General features: G+C 44.4%; 6 protein-coding genes and 1 pseudogene. All 7 read left to right on the forward strand.

Features of this window, described 5'->3' with window-relative positions; all coding sequences use genetic code 11:
• The first annotated feature begins 114 nt into the window (after positions 1 to 114).
• Complete coding sequence (locus CWM22_04705; protein AUC91253.1) at positions 115 to 10,233, forward strand: hypothetical protein; 10,119 nt, start codon at positions 115 to 117, stop codon at positions 10,231 to 10,233.
• A 194-nt stretch (positions 10,234 to 10,427) separates the two neighbouring features.
• Positions 10,428 to 11,564: a coproporphyrinogen III oxidase gene (locus CWM22_04710; protein AUC91254.1), complete on the forward strand. Its 1,137-nt coding sequence runs from the start codon at positions 10,428 to 10,430 to the stop codon at positions 11,562 to 11,564.
• Positions 11,565 to 11,579: 15 nt separating this feature from the next.
• Positions 11,580 to 12,320 carry an acyl-[acyl-carrier-protein] thioesterase gene (locus CWM22_04715; GenBank protein AUC91255.1) on the forward strand — a complete coding sequence of 247 codons (741 nt, stop codon included), beginning with the start codon at positions 11,580 to 11,582 and terminating at the stop codon, positions 12,318 to 12,320.
• Positions 12,307 to 12,448: pseudogene (locus CWM22_04720) on the forward strand (ADP-ribose pyrophosphatase). The gene CWM22_04715 and the pseudogene CWM22_04720 overlap by 14 nt, the downstream one beginning before the upstream one ends.
• 420 nt (positions 12,449 to 12,868) lie before the next feature.
• Positions 12,869 to 13,912 carry a hypothetical protein gene (locus CWM22_04725; GenBank protein ID AUC91256.1) on the forward strand — a complete coding sequence of 348 codons (1,044 nt, stop codon included), beginning with the start codon at positions 12,869 to 12,871 and terminating at the stop codon, positions 13,910 to 13,912.
• Positions 13,913 to 13,965: 53 nt separating this feature from the next.
• Positions 13,966 to 21,069 carry a hypothetical protein gene (locus CWM22_04730; GenBank protein AUC91257.1) on the forward strand — a complete coding sequence of 2,368 codons (7,104 nt, stop codon included), beginning with the start codon at positions 13,966 to 13,968 and terminating at the stop codon, positions 21,067 to 21,069.
• A 213-nt stretch (positions 21,070 to 21,282) separates the two neighbouring features.
• Positions 21,283 to 22,404 carry an IS110 family transposase gene (locus CWM22_04735; protein AUC91258.1) on the forward strand — a complete coding sequence of 374 codons (1,122 nt, stop codon included), beginning with the start codon at positions 21,283 to 21,285 and terminating at the stop codon, positions 22,402 to 22,404.
• Positions 22,405 to 22,842 lie beyond the last annotated feature (438 nt).

Below are 22,842 nucleotides of genomic sequence, written 5' to 3' on the forward strand. Positions count from 1 at the left end.
GGGGGGGGGTGAGGTATAATTAACTCAGAGTCTTGGTGACTTGAAACTAGGGAAAACTGATTTTTTGAACGCTTCTTTTTTCTCTGGTAATATTTATTCAAAAGGAGTGACGATATGAATCGTTCGAAAAAGAAATCATTTGATTGGTATGGAGCGCGCCAGCGTTTCTCTATCCGTAAATATCATATTGGTGCTGCAAGTGTTCTGTTAGGTACGACCTTGGTTCTTGGTACAGGAACGATTGTAGGCGCTGAAACAGGAGTCAATGGGGATGGAGCTTCAAACGGGCAAATTGTACCTGGAAATGGTACTGGAACATCCGATGGCACGCAGCCACAAGGGGATAATCAAGGAGACAATAGCTCAGGAGTTCAGACTGGTAATACAACAAACTCAACTGCGAATGTCCAGCCTGCAGATGATACAGGTTCAGCAAGTAGCCAACCAGTAGGAACCTCACGTTCAGCAAATACTGGAACACAAGGAGATGGTTCGACTAACCAACCAGTAGATGAACCGATTATCAAATTTCCGACTCAAGATGACCAAAGACAACCTGCTGGTTACCAGAAAGTAGAGTTTTCCACTTATTTTTCGACATTGGTTTTTGAAGGAAAACCTGGTGAAATTCAAAATGGAAAATCTAAAAAATTTGTTTTTTGGGTTAAGACTGGAACTACATGGGGAGCATTAAAGAGGGACCCGCAATTTAGAATGCCTAAATATACAGTAGGCGACGGCGATTTTATTTTAGGTTATGCTAGAAGTGTTAGCGGAAACCTACAGTACATTGATTTCAATTCTCTCGATGACACTGCTATTGTAGACACATGGCAGATCAATACCGTTGTGGATTACATTGTTGGCGATGTTAAAGACGGAAAAACATTTGAAGAATACATGAACTCGGGGTCGTATGCTAAATTCCATATTCCTCAATTCCACGGAATTACATTGAATGCTAACGGTGGCACAATTGACGGCAAAGCGAAAAAAGCTTTTTATGTGGCTCATGAGCATGTACAATGGGGTAATCCGCGAGTAACTTCAAAAATTGATGCTGCATCCAATAAAGCATCCAGAGATGGTTATACTTTTGTTCGTTGGCAAACAGCTACAGGAGGAGGAATACCTACTTCGGGACAAATTGACACGATTGAATTTACTGCTGTATGGTTAAAACATCCAGAAGAAGCGGTAAAAGTTTTTAACCCAGCACAACTGAGTGAGACTGATAAAACAGAAGTTGCAGACCTGATTCGTAGTGTCAATACTGACTTAAAGGATAGCATTCAAGAAATAACTGTAGCGAATAATGGTGATGCTACGGTTAGATTTACAACGGGTGAAGAGCGGACTATTTCAGGAGCGAGTTTGGTATCGGACAACTCTGCAGAACAACGCGCTAAAGCTGAGGAAGCTATCTCCGATGCAGTATTGCAAAAACAGGATGATATTGCAAAAAGTCAGCTAACGGCAAAAGAGCAACAAGATAAGTTAGATAAATTGAGAGAACTTCAAGAATCTATAGAAGAGCAGATTGATGGAGCGACCTCTGAAGATGCTCTTGATAAGATCGTTGAAGATGGTAAGAATAGCATTGAAAACTTTGATTTAACGAGTGCTACTAAGAAAACAGCTGCTAAGCAAGACTTGGAAACAGCCTACAATGCTGAGAAAGCAGAAATTGAAAATTCTGTACTTACAGCTGACGAAAAAGCCACTAAACAAGCTGAGTTGACTACAGCTAAGGAAAATGCTATAAAAGCAGTTGATGATGCAAAAACAGATTCGGCTGTTGAAGGGGCTCTTAAAAATGGTAAAGCGACTATTGAGTCTACATACACAGCGATTATTAAAATCCCAAGTTCTGCGTCGGAACAAGCACCTAAGGGCTACGTAACTGTAACATTCGGCAAACATGATTATACTCGAGGTTTCACATTAGGTACTCAAACTGGCGAATCGGTAAAAGTATTTGTCAAAGAGAATGTGAAATGGGGAGAATTGTTAGATGACCCTGCTTGGCAATGGCCGACTGTAAAAACAGATGAAGGCGACACGGTTGTTGGTTGGTCTGTGAATGATTATAATTATAAACCAGGAAATGCTTTTGCACGTGACAATTATAAGGATACTGATGTCACTAATATAACCTTGTATCCAAACGTCGTTTTTGAAGTTGAAGATGTAGGAGGAAACGGGACTAAAGAAGGTTATTTAGCACAATATGGTCCAGATGAGCAAGATAAATGGATTTTTATCACGTTTGATGCTGATCAAGGTCAACTCAGTGGCTCAAAACAATCTAAAATGGTAGCTGTGAGCAAAAATCTCTATTCTATTGATTTTAGTAATAAAAAGTTTAAAGAAAAAGTTGAGTCGCCTACTCTTCAGGGACATACCTTTGTGCGTTGGCAAACAGATGCAGGTGAAGTATTACCTAAGAGTGGTGAAATCACAACTGACACAACCTATAAGGCACTGTATCTTGCCCATCCAACAGACAAGACTGTCGTCTTTGATGCCAATAAACTAACTGATACTGAGAAGGATAGTTTAAAACAAGCGATTAACAACGCGAATACAGATAGCGCTAACCTCATTCAAAGCATTACCGTATCTGATACAGGTGAAGCAACAGTAACCTATAATGACGGTACTGTCGTAACAGTTCCAGCATCACACCTCATCAATGAAGATAAAGCGCCTGCAAGAAATCTTGCGAAAGCGGAAATTGATAAAGCATCAAAAGAGAAGGTTGCTGAAATCAATGCTTCTGCCCTTACTGATGAGGAGAAAGCAGCCAAACTGACGGAAGTTCAAGAAGCAAAAGACCGAGCTAATAATGCAATTGATAATGCTACTACTACTGAAGACTTAACTAAGGCTATTTCGGATGGTACAGCAGCGATTGAAGCTATCAATACAACTACAAGTCCTAAGAAAACAGCTGCTAAGCAAGCTCTTCAAGATGCCTACAATGCTAAGAAAGATGAGATTGCTAAGTCAGCCTTGACCGCAGAAGAAAAAGCAGTGAAACAGGCAGAATTGGATAAGGCTAAAGAAGATGCTGAAAATGCTATTGTCACAGCAACAGATAATGCAGGAGTAGACACAGCACTAACTAACGGTCAATCCGCAATTTCTGGTATCGACACAAGCACAAGTGCTAAGAAGGATCAAGCTAAGGAAGAACTTAAAGCGGCAGCAGACGATGCTAAGAAAGCTATCGAAGCTAACGACAATTTGACAGATGCTGAGAAACAAGCAGCTAAGAAAGCCGTAGATGATGAAGTAGCGAAAGCAGAAAAAGCCATCGACGCAGCAACCAAAGCTGATGAAGTAGATGCAGCAACTCTTGCAGGCACGAAAGCTATCGCAGAAGATGTTGTTGACGCAGCTAAACTAGACGCTAAGAACAAGATTGACAAAGATGTAGAAGCAGCTAATGCAGCTATTGAGTCAAATCCAAACTTGTCAGAAAAAGAAATTGCATACGCTAAGACAGAAGTAGCTAAAGCAGCAGAAGACGCTAAGAAAGCTATCGATGCAGCAACAACTCCAGAAGCAGCTCAAGCAGCAGAAGAAGCTGGTACGGCAGCTATCGCCGCAGATGTTCTTGACGCAGCTAAGCAAGACGCTAAGAACAAGATAGCTAAAGACTTGGCAACTGTAGAAGCAGCAATCGATGCTAACTCAAACTTGTCAGAAGACGAAAAAGATGCAGCGAAACTTGCAGCTCAGGCTAAGGCAGCGGAAGCAGTAGCAAACATCGAAAAAGCAACGACACCAGAAGCAGCTCAAACCTTAGAAGATGCAGCTGTAAAAGACCTTGCAAATATCGAGATTAAAGCGGCTTACGATGACGCAGTGAAAGCAATCGAAGCAGCGGACAACTTGTCAACAGCAGCTAAAACACAAGCCTTAGAAGACTTGAAGAAAGCTCGCCAAGCAGCAGAAGAAGCTATTAAGACGGCATCAACGGCTGATGAAGTTGCCAAAGGTGCACTTGATGGTTTGAAATCTATTGCTAAAGTTGAAGCTAAAGCAGCAGCTGACGATGCAAAAGCAGCTATCGCACAAAATTCAAACCTGACAGATGCAGAGAAGAAAGTCTACACAGATGCAATCGATAATGCGTTGAAAGATACAGAAACTAAGATTGACGCTGCAACGGATGCAGATACTGTTGATGCTGAAACAGTTCTTGCTCAAAAAGATATCGCTAAGCAAGAAGTAGCCGCAGCTACAGCTGATGCTGTGAAAGGTATTGAAGCAAATACCAACTTGACAGATGCTGAAAAAGATGAATACAAAGCAACTGTTACCAAAGCAGCTGAAACAGCTGAAAAAGCTATTACAGATGCAACAACAGCAGCTGACATTCAAAGCAAGACCTTCGATGCTACTCAAGATGTTGCTAAAGAAGAAGTAAAAGCTGACGCAGCTGATGCAATCGCGGGTATCAAGGCCAACGACAACTTGTCAGATACTGCCAAAGAAGAAGCAATTGCAGCCATTGAGGAAGCAAGAGATACCACTCTTGAAAACATCGAAAACGCGAAAACAGCAGCAGATGTTGACACAGCGACACTTGACGCTGAAAAAGCAAATGCTAAAGCAGAAATCAAGGCAGCAGCCGATGACGCTAAGAAAGCCATCGACGAAAACGCAAACTTGCCTGAGTCTGATAAGAACGCTCTTAAATTAGCGATTGATGCAGAAGTTGCAGCAACAAACCTTGAGATTGACAATGCTAAGACAGCAGAAGAAATCGACGCAGCAACTCTTGCAACAGAAAAATCAATTGCTAAGGCAGAAGTCAAAGCCGCTGCAGAAGATGCATTGCAAGCTATCGATGAAAATGCTAACTTGACAGACGCTGAGAAAGCAAAAGCGAAAGCAGATGTCTACGTTGAATTGAGCAAGGCTGAAAAAGCAATCGATAAAGCAACTACAGCAGATGCTATCGACAATGCAACGCTTGTAGGTGAAAAAGCATTCGCTACTGCAGAACTTGAAGCAGCCGCAGAAGATGCTAAGAAAGCCATCGATGCCAACACTCACTTGACAGACGACCAGAAGCAAGCTGCTAAGGATGCAGTCGATGCTGAATTGGCAAAAGCTAAGGAAGCCGTTGTAGCAGCGAAAACAGCTGATGAAGTTGACGCAGCTACACTTGTAGGTGAGAAAGCAGTCGCTAAGGAAGAAATCAAGGCAGCCGCAGAAGATGCTAAGAAAGCTATCGATGCTAACAGCAACTTGACAGACGACGAGAAAGCAGCCGCTAAGGCAGCTGTAGATACTGAAGTAGCGAAAGCTAACGAAGCTATCGACAAGGCAGCAACAGCCGATGCAGTAGACACAGCTACACTCGTAGGTGAGAAAGCAGTCGCTAAAGAAGAACTTAAAGCGGCAGCGGACGATGCTAAGAAAGCTATCGACGAAAACGCAAACTTGACACCAGAAGAAAAAGCAGCAGCTAAGAAAGCCGTAGATGATGAAGTTGCTAAGGCAGAAAAAGCCATCGACGCAGCAACTAAAGCAGAAGAAGTAGACGCAGCAACTCTTGTAGGTGAAAAAGCAGTCGCTAAAGAAGAGCTTAAAGCGGCAGCCGACGATGCTAAGAAAGCCATCGACGCAAACGCAAACTTGCCTGAGTCTGAGAAGACTGCTCTTAAATTAGCGATTGATGCAGAAGTTGCAGCAACAAACCTTGAGATTGACAATGCTAAGACAGCAGAAGAAATCGACGCAGCAACTCTTGTAGGTGAAAAAGCAGTCGCTAAAGAAGAAGTCAAAGCCGCTGCAGAAGATGCATTGCGAGCTATCGATGAAAATGCAAACTTGACAGACGATGAGAAAGCAAAAGCGAAAGCAGATGTCTACGTTGAATTGAGCAAGGCTGAAAAAGCAATCGATAAAGCAACTACAGCAGATGCTATCGACAATGCAACGCTTGTAGGTGAAAAAGCAGTCGCTAAAGAAGAACTTAAAGCGGCAGCGGACGATGCTAAGAAAGCTATCGACGCAAACGCAAACTTGACACCAGAAGAAAAAGCAGCAGCTAAGAAAGCCGTAGATGATGAAGTTGCTAAGGCAGAAAAAGCCATCGACGCAGCAACCAAAGCTGAAGAAGTAGACGCAGCAACTCTTGTAGGTGAAAAAGCAGTCGCTAAAGAAGAGCTTAAAGCGGCAGCAGAAGATGCTAAGAAAGCCATCGACGCAAACGCAAACTTGCCTGAGTCTGAGAAGACTGCTCTTAAATTAGCGATTGATGCAGAAGTTGCAGCAACAAACCTTGAGATTGACAATGCTAAGACAGCAGAAGAAATCGACGCAGCAACTCTTGTAGGTGAGAAAGCAGTCGCTAAAGAAGAAGTCAAAGCCGCTGCAGAAGATGCATTGCGAGCTATCGATGAAAATGCAAACTTGACAGACGATGAGAAAGCAAAAGCGAAAGCAGATGTCTACGTTGAATTGAGCAAGGCTGAAAAAGCAATCGATAAAGCAACTACAGCAGATGCTATCGACAATGCAACGCTTGTAGGTGAAAAAGCATTCGCTAAGGAAGAACTTGAAGCCGCAGCTGACGATGCTAAAGCAGCTATCGACGCCAACGACAACTTGACACCAGAAGAGAAAGCAGCCGCTAAAGATGCAGTAGATGCAGAAGTAGCGAAAGCTAACGACGCCATCGACGCAGCAACTAAAGCAGACGAAGTAGATGCAGCAACTCTTGTAGGTGAGAAAGCAGTTGCTAAGGAAGAACTTAAAGCGGCAGCGGACGATGCGAAAGCAGCTATCGACGCCAACGACAACTTGACAGATGCTGAGAAACAAGCGGCTAAAGATGCAGTAGATGCAGAAGTAGCGAAAGCTAACGAAGCCATCGACGCAGCAACCAAGGCTGACGAAGTTGAGACAGCAACTCTTGCAGGTGAGAAAGCAGTCGCTAAAGAAGAACTTAAAGCGGCAGCAGAAGATGCTAAGAAAGCTATCGATGCCAACGACAACTTGACGCCAGAAGAGAAAGCAGCAGCTACGAAAGCCGTAGATGCAGAAGTAGCTAAGGCTAACGACGCAATTGATGCCGCAACTAAGGCTGACGAAGTAGATGCCGCAACTCTTGCAGGTGAGAAAGCAGTCGCTAAAGAAGAAGTCAAGGCAGCCGCAGAAGATGCTAAGAAAGCAATCGAAGCTAACGACAACTTGACACCAGAAGAGAAAGCAGCCGCTAAGGCAGCAGTAGATGCAGAAGTAGCGAAAGCTAACGACGCAATCGATGCAGCAACTAAGGCTGACGAAGTAGACGCCGCAACTCTTGCAGGTGAGAAAGCAGTTGCTAAGGAAGAACTTAAAGCGGCAGCCGACGATGCTAAAGCAGCCATCGATGCCAACGACAACTTGACAGACGCTGAGAAACAAGCCGCTAAAGATGCAGTAGATGCAGAAGTAGCTAAAGCTAACGAAGCCATCGACGCAGCAACTAAAGCAGACGAAGTTGACGCAGCAACTCTTGCAGGTGAGAAAGCAGTTGCTAAAGAAGAAGTCAAAGCCGCAGCCGACGATGCTAAGAAAGCCATCGATGCTAACGACAACTTGACAGACGCTGAGAAACAAGCAGCTAAAGATGCCGTAGATGCAGAAGTAGCGAAAGCTAACGAAGCTATCGATGCAGCAACTAAAGCTGATGAAGTAGATGCCGCAACTCTTGCAGGTGAGAAAGCAGTCGCTAAGGAAGAACTTAAAGCCGCAGCCGACGATGCTAAGAAAGCAATCGATGCTAACGACAACTTGACAGACGCTGAGAAAGCAGCCGCTAAGGCAGCAGTAGATACTGAAGTAGCGAAAGCTAACGACGCCATCGATGCAGCAACTAAGGCTGACGAAGTTGACGCAGCAACTCTTGCAGGTGAGAAAGCGGTCGCTAAGGAAGAACTTAAAGCTGCAGCCGACGATGCTAAGAAAGCAATCGACGCCAACGACAACTTGACACCAGAAGAGAAAGCAGCAGCTAAAGATGCAGTAGATGTAGAAGTAGCGAAAGCAAACGACGCCATCGATGCAGCAACTAAAGCAGACGAAGTTGACGCAGCAACTCTTGCAGGTGAAAAAGCAGTCGCTAAGGAAGAGCTTAAAGCGGCAGCAGCCGATGCGAAAGTAGCAATCGATGCCAACGACAACTTGACAGACGCTGAGAAACAAGCAGCTAAAGATGCAGTAGATGCAGAAGTAGCTAAAGCTAACGAAGCTATCGATGCAGCAACTAAAGCAGACGAAGTTGACGCAGCAACTCTTGCAGGTGAGAAAGCAGTTGCTAAGGAAGAACTCAAAGCAGCAGCAGAAGATGCTAAGAAAGCCATCGACGCCAACGACAACTTGACACCAGAAGAGAAAGCAGCCGCTAAGGCAGCAGTAGATGCAGAAGTAGCGAAAGCAAACGAGGCAATCGATGCAGCAACTAAAGCTGACGAAGTTGAGACAGCAACTCTTGCAGGTGAGAAAGCAGTCGCTAAGGAAGAACTTAAGGCAGCAGCAGACGATGCTAAGAAAGCAATTGACGCCAACGACAACTTGACAGACGCTGAGAAACAAGCAGCTAAAGATGCCGTAGATGCAGAAGTAGCTAAGGCAGAAGAAGCCATCGATGCAGCAACATCAGCTGACGAAGTTGAGACAGCAACTCTTGTAGGTGAGAAAGCAGTCGCTAAAGAAGAACTTAAAGCGGCAGCAGAAGATGCGAAAGCAGCTATCGATGCTAACGACAACTTGACACCAGAAGAGAAAGCAGCCGCTAAGGCAGCAGTAGATGCAGAAGTAGCGAAAGCTAATGACGCAATCGACGCAGCAACTAAAGCAGACGAAGTTGAGACAGCAACTCTTGTAGGTGAGAAAGCAGTCGCTAAGGAAGAGCTTAAAGCGGCAGCAGAAGATGCGAAAGCAGCTATCGATGCTAACGACAACTTGACACCAGAAGAGAAAGCAGCCGCTAAGGCAGCAGTAGATGCAGAAGTAGCTAAGGCAGAAGAAGCCATCGATGCAGCAACTAAGGCTGACGAAGTTGACGCAGCAACTCTTGCAGGTGAGAAAGCAGTCGCTAAGGAAGAACTTAAGGCAGCAGCAGACGATGCTAAGAAAGCAATTGACGCCAACGACAACTTGACAGACGCTGAGAAACAAGCAGCTAAAGATGCAGTAGATGCATCAGCAGCAGCGGCAAATAAAGCAATTGACGGTTCAACATCTTCAGTTGAAGTTCAAGCTGCTAAAGATAAGGGCAACGCTGCTATTGCAGAAAATGTTCTTGATGCAGCTAAGCAAGGTGCTAAGAACAAGCTTATGGAAGAAGCAGATAAAGCGAAAGCAGCTATCGATGCAAATCCAAACTTGACACCAGAAGAGAAAGCAGCAGCTAAGGCTGAAATCGATAAAGCTGTTGAAGAAGCAATTATTGCTATCAATGGTGCTGGAACTCATCATGCATTGGGTGAAATCAAACTTCCACTTTCAGCTCTTATCAAACCAGTTGTAACAGTAACACCAGTACTTGATCCAAACAACTTGACTGAAGAAGAAATTGCTCGCATCAAGGCTCTCCTTGAAGAGAACAATACATTCCCAGAAGGAACTGAAATCATCGTTTCTAAAGATGCTTCTGTGTCAATCAAGTACCCAGATGGTACTATCGACTTGGTATTGCCAGCAGAGATTGTGAAACAGGCAGATACAACTGCTCCTGCGATTACAGACGATGCTAAAGGTAATATTGTAGTTGCTCCAACTAAAGAGGCTGTTGAATTTGTTGTTACCTACGTAGATAACAATGGTAAGGCTCAACTTGTTGTTGTTACTAAGGGTGCAGATGGTAAATGGACAACAACTGCTAAAGCTGTGATTGTAGATCCTGTTACTGGTCAAGTTATCATTCCAGGTTCTGCTATCAAGCCAGGAACAGTTGTGACAGCTTACTCTAAAGATATGGCTGGAAATGTTTCAGACTTGAATTCGGCAGAAGTTGAAGCAGTAGATGCAAATAATCCTGCAGCAGGAGTGAAAGTGAAATCAGTTACTTCTACTTCAAATGCCAACAAGTCAACTAAGAAAGCTAAGCAATTGCCAAATACAGGTGAAAAAGCAACTTCAGCAACTTCACTTGGATTAGCAGTTCTTGGAATGGGATTAGCACTTTTCGCAGCAAAGAGAAAAAAAGACGAAGAAGAAGCTTAAAATAAGCCATTCATCGAAATCTTTTTGATAAGAAACTATCTTTTCTCGAAAAGTTGAGTACAGATGGATATCCCTTGGTAAGTCATCCATCTGTACAGTTCAAAATAAAAAGGATCTGAAGTCATTAGACTTTAGGTCCTTTTGTTGTTTTGCTAAAAACATAAAAAGTCTAATAGTGTGCTATAATAGTTGGTATGAAAAAACGACCGACATCTGCCTATATCCACATTCCATTTTGTACCCAGATTTGTTACTACTGTGACTTTTCTAAGGTCTTTATCAAGAACCAGCCTGTTGATGAGTATTTGGCTGCCCTCATGGAAGAGGTCAAGTTTTACGACCTGCCAGCCCTCCGCACACTTTATATCGGAGGTGGAACACCGTCGGCTCTCTCGGCAGACCAGCTAGATTATCTCCTGACCAATCTGGAGGACTTGCTGGACTTGTCACAGGTGGAAGAATTCACTATCGAGGCCAATCCAGGTGACTTGACGGCGGATAAGATTGCGGTTCTGAAAAAGTCCAAGTGCAATCGAGTGTCGCTGGGGGTCCAGACCTTTGATGACCGTATGTTGAAAAAAATTGGTCGTAGCCACAATCAGGCCCAGATTTATGAAACCATTGCTGCCCTCAAGGAAGCGGGCTTCCACAACATTTCTATTGACTTGATTTATGCCCTTCCTGGTCAGACCATGGAGCAGGTGGTCGATAATGTCGCAAAGGCCTTGGAGCTGGATATTCCCCACATGAGCCTTTATAGCTTGATTTTGGAGAATCACACGGTCTTCATGAACCGCCAACGCCGTGGCAACCTCCACCTGCCCAACGAAGATGTGGAGTCCGATATGTTCGACTACATCCTGCAAGAGTTGGAGAAAAACGGCTTCGAACACTACGAAATCTCCAACTTCACCAAACCTGGTTTTGAAAGTCGCCACAATCTCATGTACTGGGACAATTCCGAGTATTACGGCTTGGGGGCAGGAGCTTCAGGCTACATCGACGGCATGCGCTATCGCAACCGCGGCCCCATTCAGCACTACCTCAAATCCATCCGCGAAAAAGGCCATTCCCGCTTACACGAAGAATTCCTCAGCCAGACTGAGCAGATGGAAGAAGAGATGTTTTTAGGGCTACGGAAAAAAACTGGCGTGTCCATTGAGCGATTCGAGGAAAAGTTTGGCATTTCCTTTGAAGATCGCTACGGTCAGGTGGTCAGAGACTTGAAAAATGAAGGTCTCTTGCAAGAAGAAGACCGTTGGCTTCGGATGACCAAAAAAGGATTGTTTCTTGGCGATACAGTTGCTGAACGATTTATTATTACAGATTAGAAAAGAGCAAAAACGATGGGCTTAACCTACCAAGAAGAGTTCACCATTCCCTTTGATATGGTGGATGTTAAACAAGAAATTAAACTGCCTGACTTTATTTCCTACTGTCTCGGTGTGTCAGGTCGGCAGTCGGAAGAACTGGGTCGCAGTGACCTCTATGTTTTTCAGGAATTTGGCTTGATTTGGGTCGTGACAGATTATGAACTGACCATTCAAGGCCTACCCAAGTATAATGAAACCATCACGATAAAAACAGAAGCAGTTGCCTACAACAAGTTTTTCTGTCATCGGATGTTCTACATCTACGATGAGGCAGGTAATCTTTTGCTGGATATTCTCTGTTATTTTGTCTTGATTGATTTTGAGAGTCGCAAGGTGGCACCTGTGCCAGAGGCCTTGATTGCTCCCTATCAGTCTGAGCAGGTCAAGAAATTGCCTCGGGCTCCTAAGTATCAGTTCTTGGAAAATCCATCTGTTCAAGAATTTCCTGTTCGCTATTTTGACTTGGATATGAATGGGCATGTCAATAATGGCAAGTATCTGGAATGGATGTATGAAGCACTAGGCTATGATTTTCTGCTCTGCCATGTCCCTAAAAAAATCCAACTCAAGTATCTTAAGGAGGTAGAGGCGACTAGCTTGGTAAGTTCACGCATGGTGTCTAATGCTTGTGTCAGCCAGCATGAGATTGTGGTAGATGGGCATATTCATGCGCAAGCTGTCATAGAATGGAGGGAACGTTATGTCGCAGGATAAGTGGTTGGAATGGGCCGTACGTTTACAAGCCTTGGCTCAGACTGGTTTGTAAAGATGTCTATGATATGGAGCGTTTCGAAGAAATCAGACAGATTGCGGCGGAAATGTTGATAGAGCTGTCTGGGCAGCTTGAGAAAGAAATAAGGGGCAGTGCGCCCCTTTTTCTATTTGCGAGCTATCTCAACCCCCAAAAAATGAAAGAACATTTTGTAGTTTTTTGAAATATATAGTCGAATGAATTAGCTTTCAGACAAGGAACTGAGGTGCAGGCTATACTAGAGTACGGCAAGCCGAAAGTGACGATGTATCAAAGTTAATTCAAATGACTATAGTTGTTTGAATTAGAAGTAGGACGACCTTAAGTTATAGTGTTAGTAGCCCATTCTCAAAATAGTTTTAGAGTTCTCAAATTGATAAGTTTAGATATGCCTTATTTTTAATACGTATCGCTATATTAAGTGATTATTATTTCTGAAAAAATAAACGAATATTTTTCATAAAATGTATGTTTTTACTGGAGTTTTTATTTTAAATATGCTAAAGTTAAATTGTGTATACTTTTTTTACGAGGTCTTATAATCCTTGTGAAAAAGGGATATTTTATAAAAAGGATAGCCTCCGATATATATATATATATATATATATATGCTGTTTATTTATTGTTTTTTTGGAGAGGAGGAGATGTTTTGACAGAGAAAACTCAACCATCTGTAACGGTGCTTATTCCTGTTTATAACGGGGAGGAACACATCGGAGATTGTTTGGATAGTCTGCTAAATCAAAGCTATGATAATTATCAGATACTGGTTGTTAACGATGGTAGTAGGGATAAAACTTTAGAAAAGTTGCAACAATATCCCGTGAAAATTCTTTCCTATGAGGAGAACAAAGGCATTTCCTATGCTCTCAACTATGGCATTGACCATATTGATACAGATTATATCATCCGTATGGATGCAGATGATTTGGCTCATTATGACCGTATTCGGATACAGGTCAATTTTATGGAAAATAACCCACGGGTCTTTATGAGTGGCTGTACCAGCTATCCAGGCCCTGTTCATGGCAACAAGTGGGAGGTGGCTTTTGGTGAAAGACGCTTGACCACCTTTAATGAATTGAGGACGTTCTATCTTTTTCATCCCTACCTCCTACACCCTGGCGTGATTTTTAGGACAAAGAGCTGGAAGGAGAAAGGGTACCGCTATGACTCCCGCTTCGATGGGGTTGAGGACTTTGAGCTTCACAGGCGAATCATCATGGAAGAGGAGGTCTACCTGCTTCACCTCCATCTGATCCATGTTCGTTCCAGAGAAGGCAGTGCTTCGTCAGTCCCTCAGTCTGTCACCCTCGAGCGACTGAATCGGGCCAATCGCCATTTTTACCAGAGCCATGGAGTGCCCTACGAGGGAGATATGCTCTATCTGGGCAAGACCATGTTCCCTGCTACCTACTCAACCAGTAGAGCAGAGCTAGAAAAAGCAGAGAACTTTGCCTGCCAGCTACTGGAAGTAGACTATTTCAAACAACGGCTGAAGAGGGACATCATCAAGCCACTCTTTGCCTATCTCTATCAAATTGCTAGAGAATAAGATTTACTTGTCTCTTCAGACCATTCAATTAAGATTCAAAAGAGGAAAATAAAATGTTAGATAAGAAAAAAATAAATTTTCGTCGTAAGCGGATGACGACACCTGATAAACATTACCGCTACTCGATTCGTAAGTTTAATGTGGGCATCGCTTCGGTAGCCATCGCAGCCTTCATGTTTTTAGGTAATGGTGCGGTATCTGTTTCTGCAAATGATTTGGCTTCTAACGAGGAAGTGATTCCTACTAGTGGTCCAGTAAGTGAGGAAGATCTGTCATCTTCCGCTGAGATAAAAGAATCGGAGCTAGTGCCTTCGTCTACACCTAATACTGGAACTCCTGCGGAAACACCTGCACAGTCGGAAAAGGTTGTTACAGAAGAGACAGTTCCAGTGGCCGAGAATGCAGATTCCCTTCCAACAAACGAATCACAGCAAGAAAGCTTGAGCACAAAAGAAAGTGACGATGCCTTAGCAGCAGCCAAGAAAGTTCTCGAAGAAGTCATCTCAGAAGCGGAAGTCTTGTCAGCCGATGCTCTTCGCAAAGCAGCTAAGTCAACAGCAGACACAAGCTCGCTTCAATCAGCAGCTAATGCAACCAAAGCAGCAGCAGAAGCAGCCAACCAAGTCTTTGCGGATGAACATGCCAGTCTTGAAGATATCAATGCCCAAATCACAGCTATCCGTACCGCAGTAGGAAACTTGGTTCCAGAGCTGACAAGCTTTACAGGAACGGAAGAAGTGACGGTTATGCTAGCTGCAACGACATCGGGGGCAGCAGATGCCAACCAAAGCGGTATTGACGCTATTTCTGCTAATAACGGACAATACACCGTTACCAGTGAGCATACAAACTTTAAGTGGACGGATATACTGAAAAATCCTATCATTGCACTAAAGATGACGGATGGAACCTATAAGTATAAGAAGTTTAGCGGTACGGTTACCATGGATATTGCAAAGGCGGCATATGTGGCAGACGAATTTGTAGATGCTGCGACATACAAAACGGCAAACGGTGCATTGCAGGCAACCGATAAAGTATATATTATTCAGGAATCGGACTTTACCTCCGATCCGACTTCTACCTCTATTGAGGAAAGCTATGACCTGACGAAATTCCACCATAGACAAAATCTGGTTTTAGGTGGAGATAATTTTTTTGAAGGGGCTACTATTGAAGATGCGGCGTCTGATAGTGTACTTATAGCATTGGCACGACCGGGCTCCTTTGTATCGGAGATTGAGTTTAAGAATGCGAGTAATCCGGGTACCCCATCGATATATTTGCCGGAAGAAAATAATACGTTGTTGGTGGTGGACAATATCCGTGAAGCTGTGGAGCAGTCAGGACCAAATGACCAGTCTTATACGAATTTTGGTTTGTTCTTGTCGCATATAGCTGTAAGCGATGATAAGGTCAATAAGCCAAATACCGTCATGAATTTACCGAAAGGCGTGGAGGTGATCTTTGCAAATTCGAGTGGTCAGCAGACAACCTTTGCTGGGGCTATGAACGAGATGATGGATAGACTCAAATATAATGATGCTGAGTGGACGGTTTTAAATCCTCAACAGAAATTAAAATTTAAGTTTATCGTAAAAAAAGATGAACAAATTATCCAAGAAGATAAAAACTGGAGAGAAATTACATTACATGTGTATAATACTCTCGATGCAGTGAAGAATCTGGTGAAAACAACGCTCGAAAACACAGAAAATAACTTTGCAGAGGGCATCGTAGACAATATCGATTTCTCTGGCTTGCCAGAAGTTATGAAAAATGAAGCGGTAGAGATGGAGATAAAATATCCGAATGTGGACGGAAGTACACCGCAAGACGGAGCAATGCCACAATTTTCGAATCTGGGAAATAAGCGATATGACTGGGTAAATAAGGACGGAGAAACAAGCAACGGTAATCACGCTACATCACCAGCACGATATTTCCCGTATGACATGGATTTATTCCAGGGAGATGGCGATGACATTACTGAAGCGCTGCTGGGATATACACCTTATATCACAGATTACAAGCCTCCTAGGGATTCTGGGGAGACTGCGAAGATTAAACCTAGTGATCATGATCAGGAATTGATAGACTATTACAGCCTAGGTCCTATCTTTACAAAAACCATGTTTACTCATTATTTTACTCCGGAACCGGGAGGCGTGAATGAAAGTTATTGGAACTCGTTGGTACAGGATATACCTATCCCGCAGCTTGACTTTGAGCCTAAGGTTAATCTGGATATCGTAACCCTTTCCGATAATCCACAACCGAATCCAAAGGGAACAGTGAAGATTGTCTACAAGGCTTTGAATGCTGATGGTACAGATGTAGATAGCAGTGTGGTTCTAAGAGCAGATGTCACTGACACAGAGGATGCAGCGGTAGGTACACCATGGAATGCCAAAGAGACGGGTGTTGACCATGATAAGGATACTGCTACAGATTCTATCGACGAAAGACCTGAAACATTTACGACGCAAGCGACAGAAACAAATCCAAGTCGTGAATATAAACTGGTATCTGCAAAAACAACGGTACAAACACCGACAGATGCAGCTCCAGTTACTGTTACAGATGATGCACAACTCGAAGGTCAAGTAATAGAAGGAACCACTACCGTAACCTATTATTATGCCTTGGTGCAGGAACAACCAGCCACTTCAAGAGAAGTGAAAGGTGATGTTGTCATCAAGTATGAGGATACTGCTGGAACAGAAATCAAAGGTCAGTTGAAAGATACTGATCAAGGAGTGGTGGCGACGTACACCACCCCAAGTCGTCGCTATATCAAGGTTGACAATCAAGTAACCTACCTGGACTCAGAACCAGCTGAAACAGTGGAGTTGTCTAATCTTGCATACAATGCCGACCAGACTCGTGAGGATGGAACGGTTGAGAAACCAGCTACAATTGAATCTGCTGGTAAGACCTACCGCTTTATCAAGCTCAAGGACGATTCAGCAACAGTAACAGGTTTAGTCACAGAAGCGACAAAAACGGTAACCTATGTCTATGCCCCAGAACAGACACGTGAAGTACCAACCGAAAAAACTGGTAGTGTTATTGTGGAGTACAAGTTGGAGGGCAGTGAAACACCTGAAAAACCAGAAGGTACAAAACTTCAGGCTGACTTCAAAGACACAACGGATCAATTGGTATCGACTTCAACCGTTACTGAAACCTACTACGTGGATGCAAATGGTGTGGAAAAGGTAACCAATACCAGCGAACCTGTTGTAACGCTAACAAATGCGACCTATGAAGTGACTAAGGCCGAAGCGCCAGATGTCTTGACAATTGGTGGGAAGACGTACCACAAAGTTCGTGTAAATGGCACAGAAAATGGCACACTTCCAGCAGGTGAGACAAAAGTTACTTACTACTATGCGGAAGAGCAAGTAGAGGAAGGTGTAATCGAAGAAAAAGGGAACGTCACAGTCAAATATGAGACAGAAGGTGGCGCACCCTTGAAACCAGCCTATAAGGATAGTGAAAACGTCCTTGTCTCAAGCACTCCAACGACAAGACGTTATTACCTAAAAGATGGCAATAAGGTTTACTTAGATGAGCAACCAGTTCGTGGCACAACAACAAAAACTGATGCGACATACGATACTCGTGAAGACAAATCAGAAACGGGTGGAGTAAACGAAAAACCAGCTACTCTTACAGATGAATCAGGTAAGAAATACCACCTCATCAAGACTAAGGACAAAACCCCAGAGAATGGAACCTTGCCAGCAGGTGATACAGTCGTAACCTATGTCTATGCCCCAGAACAGACACGTGAAGTACCAACCGAAAAAACTGGTAGTGTTATTGTAGAGTACAAGTTGGAGGGCAGTGAAACACCTGAAAAACCAGAAGGTACAAAACTTCAGGCTGACTTCAATGACACAACGGATCAATTGGTATCGACTTCAACCGTTACTGAAACCTATTACGTGGATGCAAATGGTGTGGAAAAGGTAACCAATACCAGCGAACCTGTTGTAACAAATACAAATGCGACCTATGAAGTGACTAAGGACGAAGCGCCAGATGTCTTGACAATTGGTGGGAAGACGTACCACAAAGTTCGTGTAAATGGCACAGAAAACGGCACACTTCCAGCAGGTGAGACAAAAGTTACTTACTACTATGCGGAAGAGCAAGTAGAGGAAGGTGTAATCGAAGAAAAAGGGAACGTCACAGTCAAATATGAGACAGAAGGTGGCACAACCTTGAAACCAGCCTATAAGGATAGTGAAAACGTCCTTGTCTCAAGCACTCCAACGACACGCCGTTATTACCTAAAAGATGGCAATAAAGTTTACCTAGATGAGCAACCAGTTCGTGGCACAACAACAAAAACTGATGCGACATACGATACTCGTGAAGACAAATCAGCAACGGGTGGAGTAAACGAAAAACCAGCTACTCTTACAGATGAATCAGGTACTACGTATCACCTCATCAAGACTAAGGACGAAACTCCAGAGAATGGAACCTTGCCAGCAGGTGATACAGTCGTAACCTATGTCTATGCCCCAGAACAGACACGTGAAGTACCAACCCCATCAAATGGTAGTGTCATTGTGGAGTACAAGTTGGAAGGTAGTGAAACCACTGAAAATCCAGAAGGTACAAAACTTCAGGCTGACTTCAAAGACACAACGGATCAATTGGTATCGACTTCAACCGTTACTGAAACCTACTACGTGGATGAAAATGGTGAGGAGCAGGTAACCAATACCAGCGAACCTGTTGTAACGCTAACAAATGCGACCTATGAAGTAACTAAGGACGAAGCGCCAGATGTCTTGACAATTGGTGGGAAGACGTACCACAAAGTTCGTGTAAATGGTACAGAAAACGGCACACTTCCAGCAGGTGAGACAAAAGTTACTTACTACTATGCGGAAGAGCAAGTAGAGGAAGGTGTGATCGAAGAAAAAGGGAACGTCACAGTCAAATATGAGACAGAAAGTGGCACAACCTTGAAACCATCCTATAAGGATAGTGAAAACGTCCTTGTCTCAAGCACTCCAACGACAAGACGTTATTACCTAAAAGATGGCAATAAGGTTTACTTAGATGAGCAACCAGTTCGTGGCACAACAACAAAAACTGATGCGACATACGATACTCGTGAAGACAAATCAGAAACGGGTGGAGTAAACGAAAAACCAGCTACTCTTACAGATGAATCAGGTACTACGTATCACCTCATCAAGACTAAGGACAAAACTCCAGAGAATGGAACCTTGCCAGCAGGTGATACAGTCGTAACCTATGTCTATGCCCCAGAACAGACTGAAATAATCCCTACAGAGAACAAAGCCAAGGTAACTGTAAATTACTATATCTTGGGTACAAGCACACCTCTTCAACCAAGCTATGAAGATACTCCGGCTACTAAGATTTCGGAGACGGTAACAACCAACACCTATTATCTAGATGCCAATAATGAGCGTGTGCCAGTAGGTAATCCGGCTGTAGTAATCAATCCAGTTGATCCAGCGGTGTCTTATGATACAACTGAAACCAAGAATGGTAAAGAAGAACGTCCAACCACACTTGAGTCAGGTGGCAAGACCTACCACTTGGTAGAGGCAGCGACAACCTTCACGGAAGGTACAGGCGTCAGCGGAACCTTGACCAAGGATACAGTTGTAAATTACTACTATGCGGAAATCAAGGAAGAAGTCACAACCGAACCAACTAACGGTTCTGTAACGATTAAGTACGAAACAGTTGACGGCAAAGAGCTTCAGAGTCCATTCCTAGATACACCAAGTACTGAAATCAGTAGCATCACAACTAAGCGGAAGTACTATGAGTACAATGGCGTGAAGACCTATGTAGGTGAAGCTGAAGTTACTCCAAGTACAAAGGATGTTCCATATAACACGACAGAAGACAATGAGAAACCTGAAACCTTGCAAAAAGGTGGTAAGACTTACCAACTTGTTGCAGTGAAAGCTGGCTCAGCAGACGAGAAAGGTAACGTCTCAGGTGAGCTCGTCGTAACCTATGTCTATGCGGAAGTGCCAGAGGAGCCTAAACCAGAGGAACCTAAGCCAGAGGAACCTAAGCCAGGTGAGCCAACCCCACCGACCGACGGCGGCACTACCCCGCCAACAGATGGCGGCACTACCCCGCCAACAGACGGCGGCACCACCCCGCCAACGGATGGCGGCACCACCCCGCCGACAGACGGCGGCACCACCCCACCAACAGATGGCGGCACTACCCCACCAACGGACGGAGGAGTTAATCCACCAACGGACGGCGGCACCACCCCGCCGATAGACGGCGGCACCACTCCGCCAACGGACGGAGGAGTTAATCCGCCAACGGACGGCGGCACCACCCCACCAACAGATGGTGGCACCACCCCACCGACCGACGGAGGAGTTAATCCGCCAACGGACGGCGGCACCACCCCGCCAACAGACGGCGGCACCACCCCACCGACCGACGGCGGCACTACCCCGCCAACAGACGGCGGCACCACCCCGCCAACAGACGGCGGCACCACCCCACCAACGGACGGCGGCACCACCCCACCAACAGATGGAGGCACTACCCCGCCAACAGACGGCGGCACCATCCCACCGACAGACGGCGGCACCACCCCGCCGACGGACGGAGGCACTACCCCGCCAACGGACGGCGGCACCACCCCACCAACAGATGGAGGCACCACCCCGCCAACAGATGGAGGTACTACCCCGTCAACCGACGGCGGCACCACCCCACCGACGGACGGAGGAGTTAATCCGCCAACCGACGGCGGCACCACCCCACCAACAGATGGAGGCACTACCCCACCGACAGACGGCGGCACCACCCCGCCAACAGACGGAGGAGTTAATCCGCCAACAGACGGCGGCACCACCCCGCCAACAGATGGAGGCACTACCCCACCGACGGACGGAGGAGTTAATCCGCCAACAGACGGCGGCACCACTCCGCCAACGGACGGCGGCACCACCCCAACTCCAACGACTGGTACAATCACTGTTACACCAAAAGCAGGCACTGCACAGTTGCCAAATACTGGTGAAGCCAGCACCAGTCCTCTATATGGAGTACTAGCCTTTGCTACAGGTCTAGCAGGACTCTTTGGTTTGGTGAAGAAGAAAAAAGAAGAAGACCAATAGTAAATAATGACTAGTCTTCTACGGGCTTGTCAGCATACTTGACCCTCGAGATTTCATATCTTGAGGGTCTTTGTATATTGTAAGTAACGTAACCGCCCAATATAGACAATATGTAAAGACCCCCAGTTGAGAATTCGTGGATTTACCTGTACACTAGAATAAAAAAACAATCAACTTCTAACAGGAATTACCACACTCAATTGGAGGTCTTATATGTTTCATTTTACCACACTTTTCATCGGAATGGATGTTCACAAAGAAAGTTTTTCACTCTGCTATTATGATATGATGGCGAATCAATTCAAACATAGCACTAAAGTTGGTCCAAATGTTAGCTATATTGTGAACTATGTGAATGAGCTTCGTCGTTTATATGGTCAAGATGCAGAAGTGTTATGTGGCTACGAAGCCGGATGTCTTGGATTTACCCTATATCACCAGCTACAAGCTCACGGGATTCCCTGTATCGTGATGGCGCCTACAACGGTGATGAAGGAAGGATCTAAGCGTGTTAAGACTGATAAAAAAGATGCAGCTCAGCTCGCAAAAGCTCTGGCCTTTCGTAGCTATCGGCCTGTTCATATTCCTACTGTTGAGGATGAACAAGTCAAAGAATATATCCGCATGAGAACAGACCACAAAGTGGCTCTGAAGAAAATCAAACAACAAATTCTTGCCTTCTGTCTCCGACATGATTTTCGCTATACCGAGGGAAGCAGTAATTGGACACAGAAACATGTTCGCTGGCTCCGTTCCCTAAATCCTGATGGACTTTACGCAGAGATTTTGACAGAATATCTATTGACCTATGAGAAATTAGTAGATCAAATAGAACGGTATGATGCACGAATTGAGCAACTGGGTCAAAGCGACAGTTACCAAGAGAAGGTCTCACGGCTTTCTTGCTTTATTGGCATTAAAACACTAACTGCTCTTTCCATTGTGACAGAAATCGGTGATTTTAATCGCTTTGCGACAGCTCAACATTTTGCTTCTTATCTTGGGCTAACTCCTAGCGAAAATTCTAGCGGCGACAAGGAGAGAAGAGGTGCTATCACCAAAGCTGGGAATAGCCATGTGAGACGACTTCTGATAGAAGCTGCACAATCATTGGCTAAGGGGACGATTGGGTATAAATCCAAAGAATTGAAACGGAGACAAAGTGGAAACCGAGTGGAGGTGATTGCTTATGCGGATAAGGCTAATGAACGCTTAAGAAGACGTTATCGCACACTTGTTCTAGGAAAAAATAAGAAACAAAATGTTGCTAAAACAGCTATTGCACGAGAATTGTCTGGTTTTATTTGGGGGATGATGACAGGAAGAATAGCTTGAAGTTAGCGCTTGTTTTCATGTACACTTTTGACCATTAAGTTTTATCATCGCAGAGCGATGAGGAATCCCTATTTCTATCCAAAATCACTGGGTGAATTTGGACAGAAATAAGGATTGAAATCATGTTTGAATGGAAAGTATCTTGAAGGAGTTTAGGACTTCAAGGTTTGAGTCATCTACGAAACGACTAAGTGGCACAATTGTGATCCACGCTTATAGAGAGTAGGACTCGCGGCAGAACCATTGACCTGTAGGTAACCAATCCACGAATATCAGAGTGGCCAATGCCCGAAGCTAAGAACTAGGCTCTTTCTAGATACTTTTCATTTTTTAATCAGTTCGATTGTTTTTACTTGACAAAGGGCTTTACATATCAGTCATTTGAATTAACTTTGATACATCGTCACTTTCGGATTAGTACTGCCTGCCCTCAGTTAC

This window comes from Streptococcus suis (assembly GCA_002831545.1).
Lineage (GTDB): Bacteria > Bacillota > Bacilli > Lactobacillales > Streptococcaceae > Streptococcus > Streptococcus suis_P.